Source organism: Enterobacter sp. UPMP701 (assembly GCF_053709515.1).
Window position 1 is genome coordinate 27,475 of record NZ_JBSKJN010000020.1, and the last position, 14,897, is coordinate 42,371.

The window sequence follows — 14,897 nt, forward strand, 5'->3', positions numbered from 1 at the left end:
TTACTGGCTGATGACCCGAATGCCGTTTACGTCGAGAAAAACGTTGGCCTGGAGTTCATCCGCGGACCATTTCCAGAACTGGTAGATATGATTTTCGCCCGGCACAGGCAGAGGGAGTGAAACGCGCCATTTTTTTCCATCCAGCTTCTGATATTCCGCCATCACGCCGATATAGCGCGCCTCGGGATCGCTCTGACCGCTGAGGGTTTTGGACAGCTGTCCCGGCATCAGGAAGAAAACATCGCTGTTCAGCAGATTCGCGCCAAGCGTTGCTGACGCGTTGTTCTGCAGGGAATAGAAGTCGCTGGACATGAAATCCGCATCGGATTTCAACAACAGCACCCGGACTTTAAGTGGCGCAGAATCATTGATTTGTGGATGAGCCTGAAACTGCAGATTGTAGCGGGAAGGGTCGCTGTGTGAAGACGACGTACAACCACTGACAAGGGCGAAAAACGCCGCGTAAAAGACTAACCACAGCCGATGAAACTTTTTATTATTCATAAAAATACGCCCACGAAAGCCGTTTAGTTCAGGATCCAGGTACCGTTAGCGCTGTCTTTGCAGGCTTTGCTGTTACCATCCACATCGACGCAGGTCGCTTTTTTGCGCGTCTTAGGGCGAATGGCCTGTTTGCGAACGGTGGCTTCGTACTGGTCGGCTTTGATAACGGCACGCATCGGAACGTAGCCAATCAGCTGGTCGTTTCCTTCATCAGCAAGCGCCATCCAGTAGTGTTCAACCTGCCCCAGCACCACATAAGTTTTGCCGGTTTCAAGCGTACGGATAACCTTTCCGCCAAAGTCAGGACGGCTCATCAGGGAGGCCGGATACATGGCACGGTAAGGCTCGTTGAGCTGGGTGAATTCCGTTGGCGGCACCACGGCGTGACGGTGAGTCAGGGTAATGCCGTTGACCTGGCTGGTCACGATCGTGTCGTCGGTCACCGCGGGTTTCTGTGGCGCTTTACAGCCCGCCACCGCCATTACAAACAGAAGTGAAAACAGTACGCGCATTTTCATATGCTTTTCCGTAGCGATATTTTGATGATGGAGATAAGGGGATGAAGTTTGACTTAAGTGCTATCGTTAAAATAGTCAGGATAATTTCGGGGTGTTACTAACTTTAAGGCATAGCTACCGCACGAGCCCTTCAGAATAAGGCCCAGCGTCTTCCTGACATATTTTGACAAACGGTAAACAAGTTTACATGAGCTTTGCTTCAATTCAATATTTACCGCATCGTAAGTGATGGTAATTGAAGCAGTCGAAACATTATAGGATTTATCTGATAAAAAAACCCGACATGACCTGACCCTGCTTATTTCCTCCCTCACTAACCTTATAACACCCTGTTATTAAAGCATAAAAACCAAAAGAGAACTAATTTCATTAACGCAATAATGCTATTATCGCCACTACCATAATTAGTAGAATTGTCGTTTTGGTGATGTCAGAAGAATATATCGACGATGAATTATTTGTTGCACTAACAAGGTATCTTTAATATTGCTCGTGTTACCCGAACACAGCATCGTTATTTTTACTTATGACGTGCACCTTTAATTTCACGGCTCAAAATAACTTATATTTCATGTTGTGATAATTACCCTGAGAGCCATTAAATATTCCCATGAATCATTAAGCCCGAGTAAACATTCCAATCACTATTCACTCTCCTGAAGCCCTTATATCGCCTGTTGGCCGCGATATCTTCATTTTTGACCTACCGTCACTTTCATTCGAAATTTTATCTGTGCTACATACTTTCTTGCTCGACGCTATCTATCCTGCCTACCGGATGATAGATACAATTTATTATTAAAATGATAAAAATTCGTTATAATTTCTTTAAATAGTTACACGCTACCTATTTTAACTCATTGTTATAAAACATTATTACAGGCAAGAGCCACAGTTCGACTGCATGAGATTCTGGTCCTGCCAGTTATTGCTTTCGCTTATTGCCCAGCCGTTGCGCGATCAAACCCGTCAGGAGTATGTATGAAAACGAAAAGACGCTCAGTTCCCGGTATCAGACACTATGAGGGTCCTGCCGGCGGCTGGGGCGCGTTAAAAGCGACGGCCATTGCGGTGCGTACTCAAATGGACACCTTTGACGCCCCTGCTACGCTGCTCCGTACCAACCAGCCGGACGGTTTTGACTGCCCCGGCTGCGCGTGGCCCGATAAAGAACACAAATCCACGTTCCAGTTCTGCGAGAACGGCGCGAAAGCGGTGACCTGGGAAGCGACCAGCAAGCGCGTTACCCCTGCGTTTCTGGCGGAAAACAGCGTCTCCTCGCTGCTGGCAAAATCGGATTTTGAGCTGGAGGGTTACGGTCGTCTGACGCATCCCCTGCGCTATGACCGGGCCAGCGATACCTTCCGGCCCGTCGGCTGGGACGAGGCGTTTCAACGCATCGGGGAAATATTGCGCGGGCTCGAACCGGACCAGGTCGAGTTCTATACCTCCGGACGTGCCTCCAACGAAGCGGCGTACCTTTTCCAGCTTTTTGCCCGCGAGTACGGTACCAATAACTTCCCGGACTGCTCGAATATGTGTCACGAGGCCACCAGCGTCGGCTTGCCTCGCTCAATCGGTATTGGGAAAGGCACCGTCTCGCTGGACGATTTCGATAAGACCGAGCTGGTCATCTCCATTGGCCATAACCCCGGCACCAACCATCCGCGAATGATGGGCACCCTACACGAGCTGGCCCGACGCAACGTGCCGATTATCGTTTTTAATCCGCTGCGCGAGCGCGCCCTCGAACGTTTTGCCGACCCGCAAAGCGTGATAGAAATGGCGACCTACGGCTCCACGGATATCGCCTCGACCTATTTCCAGGTGAAGGCCGGAGGCGATGCCGCCGCGCTGAAGGGCATTGCCAAACACCTTCTGGAGATGGAGGCCGAACGCGGTGACGTGCTCGACCACGCGTTTATAGCTGAACATACTCAGGGCATTGAAGATTTTGCCGCCGATATCGCGCAAACTCGCTGGGACGACATTGAGCGCGAGTCGGGGCTCAGCCAGGCGGCGCTCAGGCAAGTCGCAGAGGCCTATGCCAAATCAAACGCCACCATCATTACTTACGGAATGGGGATCACCCAGCATAACAAAGGCACGGCGAACGTCCGCCTGATTGCTGACCTGCTGCTGCTGCGCGGGAACATCGGCAAGCCCGGCGCGGGGATCTGCCCCCTGCGCGGTCACTCAAACGTTCAGGGAAACCGGACTGTCGGCATCAGCGAGAAACCTGCCCCGGCCTTCCTGAACCGTCTGAAGGAGGTGTTTGGCTTTGAGCCCCCCTCTCACCACGGACACGATGCGGTGCAGGCCACGCAGGCGATGATTGACGGCCATGCAAAAGCGCTTATCTGCCTCGGCGGTAATTTTGCGGTTGCGATGCCCGATCACGAGCGGGGCTTTCCGGCAATGGGTAACCTGGATTTGAGCGTGCACGTCGGCACCAAGCTCAACCGTACTCATCTGCTGGTGGGCAAAGAGACCTTTATATTCCCGTGCCTTGGCCGCACTGAACTGGATATGCAGGCCACCGGCCGTCAGTCCATTACCGTCGAAGACTCCATGTCGATGGTGCATGCTTCCTCCGGCAAGCTGAAACCCGCCTCGCCGTTGCTTCGGTCAGAACCCGCTATCGTCGCGGGCATGGCGAAAGCTACGCTGCCGGAAACCCGCGTGGACTGGCTGACGCTGGTTGAGGATTACGACCGCATCCGCGATCTGATCGAGCAAACTATTCCAGGCTTTGAGAACTACAACGCGCGGATCCGCGTTCCCGGCGGCTTCCGCATGCCGTTGCCGCCAACAAAGCGTATCTGGCCGACCGCGACGGGCAAAGCCATGTTCTCGGTATTCGACGGCGTACACGAGAACGCCAGCGGTGAAGGCGAGCATGTGCTGCGCCTGATCACCCTGCGCAGCCATGACCAGTACAACACCACCATTTATGCCCTTGATGACCGCTACCGTGGCGTGTTTGGCCGCCGCGACGTGCTGTTTATGAATGAAGAGGATATGGCGCAGTCAGGGCTGGAACACGGCGATCGCGTGGATATCGAAACCGCCCTGCCCGGCAGCGTTCAGCGGCTGGAGGATATTACGGTGGTGGCGTACAGCATCGCCCCGGGCACCGTCGGCGCCTATTACCCGGAGGCCAACGTGCTGGTGCCGCTCGATTATCTCGATAAGGACAGCGGGACGCCGTCGTATAAATCGGTTCCGGTTCGCATCACCCTACGCTCGAAAGAAATCCGCATGCTGTAAGGCTGTTCGCGCGGAGGAACTCATGGATATAAAACAGTTAAAATACTTAATCGCGCTCGATGAGACCCGGCACTTTGGTAAAGCGGCCTCGCAGTGCAACATCACCCAGCCGACCCTCTCCATGCGTATCCGCAACCTGGAAGAGGAGCTGGGACTGGTGTTGATTGCGCGCGGACAGCGCTTTGAAGGGTTTACGCCTGAGGGAGAGCGCATCCTCGCGTGGGCGCGCGCCCTTCTGGCCGCGCACGACGGATTGCAGGCGGAGGCCGCGCTGTGCAAAGGCCAGGTGGTGGGTGAGCTGCGTCTGGGGATGGTCCCGCTGGCGAGCGTGGATCCGATGATCTTCATTCGTCAGCTGACGCAAAAATACCCAGAACTCACTTACAGCCTTTATTCTATGTCTTCGGCGCAGATTGCCGACGGCGTCAGCCGCAACCAGCTGGAACTGGGGATCTGCTATCTCAACAGCATCGACACCAGCCTGTTTGATATTATCCAGCTTCCTGAAACGAAGATGGGCCTGCTGCACGATACCCGTCATTTCCAGTTGGACCAGGCACCGCTCACCTGGCACGACCTGACGGATTTTCCGCTGGGATTCCTGACCAAAGGGATGCACTACCGGGCGCACATGGAGGCCAGCTTTAAATCTGCCGGTATCGAACCGACGGCCGTTTTTGAGAGCGACTCCACGTTCCAGATCATCCAGGCCGTACAGAGCGGCGTGTGCTGCGCCGTGATGCCGCTGAACAACGGGCTGGAAGCATTGAACAGCAATTTCAGGATTGTCCCCATCGCCGACGCGAACATTGAGGCTCCCATCGGCCTGATTATGCGCAGACAAAAACCTCTCTCCTCGCTGGCGCTGCGCTGTTTTACCGACGCGCAGGCAATTTATCACGCGAGCAACGAGGCGTAGGCCTGCCGCGACACCACGCTGAAACCGCTAATGAGCACCGCGTCGCACACCTCCCGGTATTCGGGCGAACTTACCAGCACGCGGAGCGCATCGCGAATGTCGTTAAGCGTTTCAGACGAGGTGTTATGCGAGGTAATCAGCGGCAACCCTGGCGTCAGCGGAGTGCGGTCAATGACCGCCAGCCCCGCAAGCCGTTCCGGCTCATGGCGCTGCAGCAGTGCCCAGGTGACGCAGTCGATGGCCGCGATATCTCCTGCCCCGCGTTTCACAGCAATCAGCGACTGGCGATGGCTGCCGCTGAAGACCGTTTGCGAGAAAAATGGACCGTCACTCGACAAGGGGGCCACTTTTTTTCGCAGCGCGTTGAAGCCGGACTGGGAGTCCGCAGAATTACACACCGCACGACGTCCGCGAAAATCCGCCAGCGTCAGGTGCCGATCCTCCTCGCGTACCGCCAGAAAGCTGCGGTACTGGATCCCTTCGCAGCCCGGTGCCGTATAGTGAAAACAGCCGACCACCTGCACGTCCGGCAGCTGCGTGACCAGCGGATAACCGCAGGTCTGGCTGAGGATAAGCGCAGGCTGCTGCCAGTGGGTCAGCAGATCGGACTCCGGCCAGCCGGGGTCGCGATCGACGGACACACCGCGCGTCGCCAGTACCCGCTTAACCGCCAGCCAGAGCGCGCGGGTGTCGGCGCGATCCACGGCATACATGGGAAACGCCAGCAGGTTACTCATACCCTTCCCCCTGTTGTTTTCCGGGATGAACGGTGACGTCGACGGGTCTGACCCAAAACTGGCGCAGCCATTCACCATAGCCCCTGACGAGAAAACCGTGGTTTCGCTGCCGGTACGCCTCCCGGTTTTGCTGGTAGATCGCCTTCAGCCCGTACCAGGGAACGCCCGGCAGATCGTGATGGACTGAATGGTAGTTGAGATTCAAAAACAGTACCCGCCAGAATAACCCGGCCTCGTTAATAACGGAGCGCGCAAGGGGATCGTCCGCCGCGCGATGTTCGTAAAACGACCGGACCTTGGTCAGCGCCAGCGCCGGATAACTGACCGCCAGCACGAACCAGACGGGTGAAAAGCCGTTATGCACCATCCACGCGAAGAGCGCCACCAGCAGCAAAACGTGGACCAGCCACATCGTCATCGCCCGCAGGTGAAAATCACGAAACGCTGCCGCGGCATTGCCCAGTGTCTGAAGGATATCCAGCAGCGGCGCCAGCGCTATCCGACCGACAAAGGTATTTCGGGCGCGGATCGCGCGTTTCTGCCAGGGGGTAAAGCGCGCCCAGCTTTCATCGGTAAAATAGTACGACTCCGGGTCATCCGCCGGAAAGGTCAGGCTATCGTGACGATGATGCGCCAGATGGGAATCCCGGTACAGGCCGTACGGATACCAGACCGCCAGCGGGAGCGTGCCAAACAGCTGGTTAAGCCAGGCCAAACGCGTGGGGTGTCCGTGGATCAGCTCATGCTGCAGGGACATGTACCACGCGGTAAACCCGATGAGCAGCAGCGTGGCGGGCAGCAGGCCGAGCGTTTGCCAGAAGGTCAGCGTGGCAAACCAGCCGGCATAAATAGTGACGATCAACAGCCACGTGGGCAGTTCGCTTCGCCATAAAAAACCCGATGCAAGACGGTGGATTTGTTCGCGTTGTTGCGGATGTAAATAGAGGGAGCTTCGTTGACTCATTCCTTCAGACGCCGTTTCGCCAGAGACAATGCCCTGACGATCGGGGATTACGTCTGAAATCACAAAGAACTTAAATCGCTTTGCTTTACCGGAATCGCGCTTCTTGACTTATTCTGCAATAAAGGTACTTTTCAGGACATGAAGAAGATCCTGATTATTGTTCCCGACGGCGGGATGCTGTTTGAAGCCGCCGGTATCGCCGACATTCTGATGCAGGCCAACCGGCTGCATGCGGAAGGCCTCACGCAACCCCGCTACCGCATTATCATCGCCACCACGCAGCCGCACCAGGTGATCCACGGCCAGTCCGGCCTGAATCTGCTGGCGGACTATCGCCTGCCGGAGCTGGATCCGCGTGAACCGCTGGACACCATTATCATCACCGGGCGCGGGATGAACGAGCAGGAGAGCACGGCGGTGGTGGACTGGCTGCATCTCGCTGCACCGCACGCCCGGCGGGTCGCCTCTATTTGCGGCGGCGCGATGCTGCTGGCCCAGACCGGCTTGCTGGACGGTCGCCGCGCGACCACCCACTGGCGGCTGCTGGAGACAATGCAAGCCCAGTACCCGGCAATCAAAGTCGAAGGCGGCCCGCTGTATATTCAGGATGGTCCCATCTGGACCTCCGGCGGCGTGAGTTCCGGGTTCGATCTGACCCTGGCTCTGGTGGAGGATGACTATGGCTTTACTCTCGCCCGCGACGTGGCGCAGGATATGGTGATGTATCTGCGCCGCCCCGGCGGGCAGCTGCAGTTCAGCCGCTACAGCCTGCAGCAGGCTGGATCATCAGGGCCGATCGGCGAGCTGCAAAGCTGGATCCTGCAGAACCTTACCGCCGACCTGTGCGTGGAAAATCTGGCGGAAAAAGTGGCGATGAGCCCGCGTAATTTCACCCGGGTGTTTACCCGCGAGGTAGGGGTCTCTCCTGCCCGCTACGTCACCGAAGCGCGTCTGTCCGCTGCCCGCCAGCTGCTTGAGCAAACGAATGATCCACTTGAGCGCATTGCCGCGCAAAGCGGGTTTGGCACCAGTATTAATCTGCGCCGCGTGTTCGAGAAACAGCTCCACCTCACGCCGGGCGAGTACCGCCAGCGCTTCCACTGCCGCAAGATGGCGTAATCTGATCCTTTTTTGTCGTTTACGCCAACCAGCCCGACGCCTACAGTGACTCCAGACAACAGACATAAGGAGTGCACCATGGTTAAGGTCGGTATTAACGGTTTCGGCCGTATCGGACGTAATTTCCTGCGCGCGGCGCTGGGTAACCCGGATCTGCAGATTGTGGCCATTAACGATCTGACGGACAGCAAAACTCTCGCCCACCTGCTGAAACATGATTCCCTACTGGGCAAGCTCTCTGCGCCCGTTGAAGCCGCCGACGGCGCGCTGCAGGTGGACGGTCAGCGGATCACGGTGTTTAGCGAGCGCGATCCGGCGAATATCCCATGGCACGATGTCGGCGTTGAGGTGGTGATTGAGGCTACCGGCTTCTTTACCGAGCGGGAAAAAGCGGCGGTGCATATCACACGCGGCGGCGCTAAGCGCGTCATCATCTCCGCGCCCGGAAAGAACGACGATCTGACGGTCGTGATGGGTGTGAACCACGACAGCTATGACCCGGCTCAGCATTTTGTGGTGAGTAACGGAAGTTGCACCACTAACGGCCTGGCACCGGCGGCTCAGGTGCTGCATCAGCAGTTCGGCATTGAACATGGGCTGATGAATACGACGCACGCCTACACCAACAGCCAGGCGCTGCACGACCAGCCGGAGAAAGATCTGCGCGGCGCACGCGCGGCGGCGCTGTCGATAGTGCCTTACTCCAGCGGCGCGGCAAAAGCGCTGGGGAAAGTGATCCCCTCCCTGGACGGCAAGCTGACCGGGTATTCCCTGCGCGTACCGGTGCCGGTAGTATCGATTGTGGATTTAACGGTAACCCTGAGCCGTGACGTGACTGCTGAAGAGGTGAATGCGGCGTTTCGTAATGCGGCAGCCGCTGGACCACTGAAAGGGATCCTGGGATATAGCGATGAACCGCTGGTCTCCAGCGATTACCAGGGCGACCCACGCTCCTCAATTATCGACGGGCTTTCCACGCTGGTGATTGGCGGGAAGATGGTGAAGATCCTGGCGTGGTATGACAACGAATGGGGCTTCTCAAACCGCCTGGTGGATTTGGCGGTGCTGATGGATAAGAAAGGGCTGTAAGCCTTGCGCCGGGTGGCGTTAACGCTCACCCGGCAAATGCATCACTCCGCCTTAACCTTCACGCCCATCAACACAATCACCATCGCCGTCACCAGCAGGAAACCGCTGCCGGCAAACACGCCGCTGGCACCGTTGAGGTCAAACACCGCCCCGCCGACTGCCGCACCGGCGCTTATCGCCAGCTGAATGGAGGCCACCAGCAGCCCCCCTGCACTTTCGGCTTCATCCGGAACGGTGGTGGCAAGCCAGGTTGACCAACCCACCGGCACCAGACCAAACGCAAAGCCCCACAGCGCCACCAGGAAACCGTCCAGCATCGCAAGATGACCAAACGCCACCATCGTTAGCGCAAGTATGCCCATGACGAACGGCACCAGCGCCAATGTCAGGCGAAGATTACGTGCCAGCAGATGCCCGGCAACGGAGGTGCCGACAAAGTTGGCCAGCCCGAAGCCCAGCAGGATCAGTGAAATGGTCTCAACGCTTGCCTGCCCCACCGTTTCCAGGAACGGGCGCAGGTAGGTGAAGAAGGCGAAATGGCCGCTGAAGATCAGAATGGTCGCCAGCATACCGCCAATCATGCCCGGACGGCGCAGCACGCGAAACAGCGTGCTCAGACTGCCGCTGCCCTCGGGCTTCATGGACGGCAGCACCCAAAGCTGCCACAGTACCGCCAGCACGCTCGGCAAAATGCAGAGCACAAAGACGTTACGCCAGCCGATCAGGCTGCCCAGATAACTCCCCAGCGGTGCGGCGACCACGGTGGCAATAGAGACGCTGGAAAAAATGATCGCCAGCGCTTTGGGGACTTTGTCCGCCGGAACCAGGCGCATCGTCGTCGCCGTTGACATCGCCCAGAATCCACCAATGGCGACCCCTAACAGTAAACGCCCCATCAGCAGCACGTGCAGAGTCGGCGCAAAGGCCACCAGCAGGCTGGAGATAATTTGCAGGACCGAGAAAAACATCAGTACCCAGCGACGGTCGATATTTTTGGTCGCCGGGGCGATCAGCAGCCCGGTGACCAGTGCCACCAGCGCGGTGGCGGTGACGGCCTGCCCGGCCATGCCTTCCGTGACACCCAGGCTAGCGGCCATCGGCGTCAGCAGGCTGGCTGGCAGGAACTCTGCCGTTATCAAACCAAACACGCCCAGCCCCAGTGAATAGACGGCTCGCCAGGCGGGTCTGGCAGGCGCGACAGCCTCTCTCGCCACGACACATGAATTCATCGGTTGTTCTCCCGTTATTAAAATGTGACAACTGTCGCAAAAGCATAGAGGGTTCACCGTGGACGATCTATGACATATAATCTCCACTTATTGATTATTCGTCCGGAGTTGTGCCATGACCGTTCAGTCCCCCGATTTGATCAGCGAACTCTTACGCGGCATGCGCCTGTCTGGTGTGAAATACCGGCGGATTGAAGCCAGCGCGCCGTTTGGCGTGGCGTTCCACCAGGCACCCGGTAAGGCCCAGTTCCATTTCGTGAGCCACGGTAGCGCCCTGCTGCGAATGGAGAGCGGTGCGACCTTCGAGCTGAGCGGCGGCGACGCGCTGTTTATTCCCGGCGGAAACGCCCACGCCCTGCTCTCTGACGCGCAGGCAGCCATTACACCGGTGAACGCCTTTCCGAGCGAGCCTATCTGCGGCTCGGTGTGCGCCATAACCTGCGAGCCCTGTCCGGAGAGCGACAAGACCATTATCTTTAGCGGGTGTATGGATTTTGAGCTTGGCGGAATGCAGCCCCTGATTAAGGCAATGCCGGAAGTGATGATGGTCAGCCGGCTGATGTCCACCTGGCCGGAAATCCATCCGCTACTGGCGGCGATGGAGCGCGAGTCGATGACCCGTCAGGCCGGGTTCGCCGGGATCCTTGCGCGGCTGGCTGACGTGGTGGCGGCGTTAATTGTGCGCGGCTGGGTTGAGGGCGGCTGCGGTAAAGCCACCGGCTGGGTGCAGGTTTTACGCGACCCGCGCCTGAGCCGGGCGATCTACGCTATGCACCAGCAGCCTGGCCTGAACTGGAGCGTGGCGGATCTGGCAAAAGAAGCGGGCACCTCCCGCTCCGTGTTTGCCGAACGGTTTCTGGCCGCGACGGGAACCACCCCGGCAAAATACCTCAGCGAACTGAGAATGCGGCTGGCCATCCAGTACATTCGCCACGAAAATCAGCCGATTGAAAGTGTTGCACTGCGTCTGGGGTACGGCTCGCTGGCGGCGTTCAGCCGGGCCTTTAAGCGCATCATTGGCCATGCGCCAGGCACGCTGCGGGAAGCCAGTCAGACCCCGGAAGAGGTCTGACCGGCTAGCTGGCATCAGAAATAGTATTTAAAGCGTACGCGGCCACCGTAGCGGTCGTCGTTTTTATTGTCGCCCTCTTTCGGAGAGGCGTTGACCCAGGACGCATACGCGCCGAGGTAGATGTTGAAGTTTTTCATCTTCATGACGTTCGGGATCAGGTACGACGTATGGATGGTATGAATATCGTACTCGCCCGGGTCGGTGATCCAGCAGTCGTTTTCGCACTCTGCGTCAAACGTCGAGGTATTAAATTCGTCGATTTCGTTATGGGCATAGATATAACCCAGCTCAAAATTGCGCCAGAGGGCATTGATGCCTGAGGTAAAGTCGGTTTCGCCCGTCGCGTCCAGGTAAGCCGTGTTGAGGTTCATGACCACGCCGTTCTCCGGATCGGTTTTGAGCCCGTCCCAGGTCATAGTAAACCCGTAGCCGGTCCGGTCTGACTGATCGACCCAGCGTCCGGCATCGTCACGATAGCCGTAAGCGTTGTTCACCAGGTTACTCTCCATGGCGACCGCGGTGGAAAACGGTCCGTTCTGCCAGGAGATAACCGGGCGCACGTAGGCGACGTTTTTATCGTTTTCAAGCTCTGCGCCGTGATAGCGCTGGTCGACGTACAAATCGCTGCCGTCTTTGAACAGGGTATTCAGCTCAAAATACCAGTTATCCAGCGTCTTGCTCATCAGGAAGTTGCCCCCGCTGTCGGTTCGCCCGCGCCCCTCTTTCAGCATATAGATATAGCCGTAGCCGTCGCTGTAGAGATCGTCCGCGGTATTTCCTGAGTATTCCACAAAGGTATCCTGATTGAGCGGGAACATATCGTAGGCCTCGAAGCGTCCGACCTTAATTTCCCAGTCGTTCTCGGAACCGAAGAAGAATACCGCATCATCGAGATACATTTTCCCGACAAGATCGCCGAGGGGCTGAACGGAGAAACCAGCAAAATTGCCGTTATCCATTTTACGATAACCGTCAAAGCCTAATAAAATACGTCCGTTAATATCCCAGCGTTCTTTATCTCCTGGCGCCCAGTCGCTATTAGCGCTTTGCTTAATGGATGTCAGGCTGCCTGTTTTACTGGCGGCGTCCATATTAAATTCAACGTCGCCATAAAATTTAATATCACCATATCCTGAAAGCGTCAGTTTTGGCGGCGCCGTCTTGCTCACCGGTTCTTCCGACTGAACAACCACGGCGGGTGCAGCCTGCGCCGCGGCCGCCTGCTGCTGTTTAAGCTCCTGAATTTGCGCTTCCAGCTGCGCCAGTTTTTCTTCCACGCTTATCGAGGGTTGGGCAGCAAAAAGCGTACCGGAATAGAGCGCGCTCATCAGAATTACCGTTTTCTTTAATTTCATAGAATCCATCCTGATTAAAAAAGTGAATACCAAAATATTGAGCCTCGCCATTTCGACTAAATACCCCTGGAGGTGCTATTATGTTTTTTGATAAGTTAATTATGATTTTTAACTTGTGTGATCGGCACTGAGAAAAGATCTCGGATTAAACGAAAGAAAGACCACTTACTTCACACTCTTATTTCATTAACTATATTTATATTTTAATGTGAGATATATATCATTATTTAAAGGCATGAATGATTTAATTCCATTTGCATAACTTATTCCTTCCAGCCGTACGGTACGGGCGAAGCGGTAAATTGTCTGGTTCTGCGAAAAATGGGATATCCAACACGCGAAGCGGGCAATATTCGTCTAAGGTTTTCAGGTGATTGATAACAGCGGTCACGCTGCTCAGGAATACAGGAGACGAACCGATGATAATACCTCGTACTTTACGCCCTGCTCTTTTGCACCTCGCGCTGGGAGGCGCGCTGCTCGGTGTGGCAACGATGGGCTTTGCTGAAGAACAGCCAGCCTACCAGAAAAATTCTCCCGATATTTTGCTTGGCCCTCTGTTTAATGACGTGCAGAGCGCCAAACTGTTTCCCGATCAAAAAACCTTTGCCGATGCCGTACCGAAGAGCGACCCGCTGATGATTCTGGCGGATTACCGGATGCAGCACACCCAGACCAGCTTTGACCTGCGCCACTTTGTGGAGATGAACTTCACGCTGCCGACTGAGGGTGAAAAATATGTGCCCCCTGCCGGGCAAAGCTTACGTGAGCACATCGACGATCTCTGGCCTGTACTGACGCGCACGACGGACAAAGCCAGCAACAAGTGGGATTCTCTCCTGCCCTTACCGAAGCCTTACGTGGTGCCGGGCGGACGCTTTCGCGAGGTGTATTACTGGGACAGCTATTTCACCATGCTGGGCTTAGCCGAAAGCGGCCACTGGGACAAAATCAGCGATATGGTGGATAACTTCGCCTGGGAGATTGATACCTTCGGCCATATCCCCAACGGCAACCGCAGCTACTACCTGAGCCGCTCTCAGCCGCCGTTCTTCTCCCTGATGGTGGAATTGCTGGCGACGCATGACGAAGACGCGCTGAAAAAATACCGTCCACAAATGGAGAAAGAGTATGCCTATTGGATGGAGGGCGTAGAAAGCCTTCAGCCGGGGCAGGCTAACCAGCGCGTGGTGAAGCTGGATGACGGTACGGTGCTCAACCGCTACTGGGACGATCGCGATACCCCGCGCCCCGAGTCGTGGCTTGACGATGTGAATACCGCCAAAAGTAACCCTAACCGACCTGCGACCGAGATCTACCGCGATCTGCGTTCCGCTGCGGCATCGGGCTGGGACTTTAGCTCGCGCTGGATGGACGACCCGCAAAAACTCGGTACGATCCGTACCACCAGTATTGTGCCTGTCGATCTGAACGCCCTGATGTTTAAAATGGAAAAACTGCTCGCGCGAGCAGGCCAGGAGGCGGGCGACAGCGCTGCGGCGAGTAAATACGAAGCATTGGCAACCGCGCGTCAAAAAGCCATTGAGAGCCATCTGTGGAACGATAAAGAGGGCTGGTACGCCGATTACGATCTCAAGAGCAAGAAGGTGCGCAACCAGCTTACGGCCGCTGCTCTCTTCCCGCTCTACGTGAAGGCGGCAGCGCAGGATCGCGCCGATAAAGTGGCCGCGGCCACCTCCGCGCGCCTGTTGAAACCGGGCGGGATCACCACCACCACCATCAACAGCGGCCAGCAGTGGGATGCGCCAAACGGCTGGGCGCCGCTGCAGTGGGTGGCCACGGAAGGGTTGCAGAACTATGGACAGGATAAGGTTGCGATGAATGTAACCTGGCGCTTCCTGAAGAACGTTCAGCATACTTATGACCGCGAGAAGAAGCTGGTGGAGAAGTATGATGTTTCATCCACCGGGACCGGCGGTGGCGGCGGCGAATATCCGCTGCAGGATGGGTTCGGCTGGAGCAACGGCGTGACGCTGAAAATGCTGGATCTGGTTTGTCCGAAAGAGAAACCGTGCGATAGCGTGCCGGAAAATCAGCCTGCGGCGAACGATGACGTTGCGCCAGCGAAAAGCGCAGCGCAGTAATGGCTCACCCTCTCCC

General features: G+C 56.5%; 12 protein-coding genes. 6 read left to right on the forward strand and 6 right to left on the reverse strand.

Features of this window, described 5'->3' with window-relative positions; genetic code table 11:
* Both tssJ and ACWKXT_RS23115 read right to left on the reverse strand, forming a co-directional pair.
* Positions 1 to 504: a type VI secretion system lipoprotein TssJ gene (gene tssJ / locus ACWKXT_RS23110; protein ID WP_116339318.1), complete on the reverse strand. Its 504-nt coding sequence runs from the start codon at positions 502 to 504 to the stop codon at positions 1 to 3.
* A 23-nt stretch (positions 505 to 527) separates the two neighbouring features.
* Positions 528 to 1,022: an SH3 domain-containing protein gene (locus tag ACWKXT_RS23115; RefSeq protein WP_454533472.1), complete on the reverse strand. Its 495-nt coding sequence runs from the start codon at positions 1,020 to 1,022 to the stop codon at positions 528 to 530.
* A 981-nt stretch (positions 1,023 to 2,003) separates the two neighbouring features.
* Between ACWKXT_RS23115 and ACWKXT_RS23120 the strand changes: the two genes are divergently transcribed.
* Positions 2,004 to 4,292, forward strand: a complete 2,289-nt coding sequence (locus ACWKXT_RS23120) for an FdhF/YdeP family oxidoreductase (RefSeq protein ID WP_454533473.1) — start codon at positions 2,004 to 2,006, stop codon at positions 4,290 to 4,292.
* 22 nt (positions 4,293 to 4,314) lie between these two features.
* Positions 4,315 to 5,211, forward strand: a complete 897-nt coding sequence (locus ACWKXT_RS23125; RefSeq protein WP_454527720.1) for a LysR family transcriptional regulator — start codon at positions 4,315 to 4,317, stop codon at positions 5,209 to 5,211.
* On the opposite strand, the gene ACWKXT_RS23130 is transcribed toward ACWKXT_RS23125, so the two are convergent.
* A complete protein-coding gene (locus tag ACWKXT_RS23130) occupies positions 5,190 to 5,948 on the reverse strand; it encodes a phosphate/phosphite/phosphonate ABC transporter substrate-binding protein (RefSeq protein WP_454533474.1) in 759 nt (252 codons plus the stop codon). The genes ACWKXT_RS23125 and ACWKXT_RS23130 overlap by 22 nt on opposite strands.
* The gene (locus ACWKXT_RS23135) at positions 5,941 to 6,912 is read right to left on the reverse strand and encodes a fatty acid desaturase (RefSeq protein WP_454533475.1); all 972 of its coding nucleotides are present in this window, start codon (positions 6,910 to 6,912) and stop codon (positions 5,941 to 5,943) included. Before ACWKXT_RS23135 ends, ACWKXT_RS23130 begins: the two co-directional genes overlap by 8 nt.
* A gap of 138 nt (positions 6,913 to 7,050) precedes the next feature.
* On the opposite strand from ACWKXT_RS23135, the gene ACWKXT_RS23140 reads away from it, so the two are divergent.
* Together ACWKXT_RS23140 and gap are read left to right on the forward strand one after the other, a co-directional pair.
* Positions 7,051 to 8,031, forward strand: coding sequence for a GlxA family transcriptional regulator (locus ACWKXT_RS23140; protein ID WP_454527723.1), 981 nt, complete (start codon positions 7,051 to 7,053; stop codon positions 8,029 to 8,031).
* 78 nt (positions 8,032 to 8,109) lie between these two features.
* Positions 8,110 to 9,120, forward strand: a complete 1,011-nt coding sequence (gene gap, locus ACWKXT_RS23145; RefSeq protein WP_454533476.1) for a type I glyceraldehyde-3-phosphate dehydrogenase — start codon at positions 8,110 to 8,112, stop codon at positions 9,118 to 9,120.
* A 41-nt stretch (positions 9,121 to 9,161) separates the two neighbouring features.
* Here the strand turns inward: gap and ACWKXT_RS23150 are convergent, their stop codons facing one another.
* Positions 9,162 to 10,349 (reverse strand): MFS transporter, encoded by a 1,188-nt coding sequence (locus tag ACWKXT_RS23150; protein WP_454533477.1) that lies wholly within the window; start codon positions 10,347 to 10,349, stop codon positions 9,162 to 9,164.
* Between the two features lie 115 nt (positions 10,350 to 10,464).
* Between ACWKXT_RS23150 and ACWKXT_RS23155 the strand changes: the two genes are divergently transcribed.
* The gene (locus tag ACWKXT_RS23155; protein WP_454533478.1) at positions 10,465 to 11,421 is read left to right on the forward strand and encodes an AraC family transcriptional regulator; all 957 of its coding nucleotides are present in this window, start codon (positions 10,465 to 10,467) and stop codon (positions 11,419 to 11,421) included.
* A 14-nt stretch (positions 11,422 to 11,435) separates the two neighbouring features.
* Here the strand turns inward: ACWKXT_RS23155 and ACWKXT_RS23160 are convergent, their stop codons facing one another.
* Complete coding sequence (locus ACWKXT_RS23160) at positions 11,436 to 12,776, reverse strand: carbohydrate porin (protein WP_454527726.1); 1,341 nt, start codon at positions 12,774 to 12,776, stop codon at positions 11,436 to 11,438.
* Between the two features lie 419 nt (positions 12,777 to 13,195).
* Between ACWKXT_RS23160 and ACWKXT_RS23165 the strand changes: the two genes are divergently transcribed.
* A complete protein-coding gene (locus ACWKXT_RS23165; protein WP_454533479.1) occupies positions 13,196 to 14,881 on the forward strand; it encodes an alpha,alpha-trehalase in 1,686 nt (561 codons plus the stop codon).
* The last annotated feature ends 16 nt before the right edge of the window (positions 14,882 to 14,897 follow it).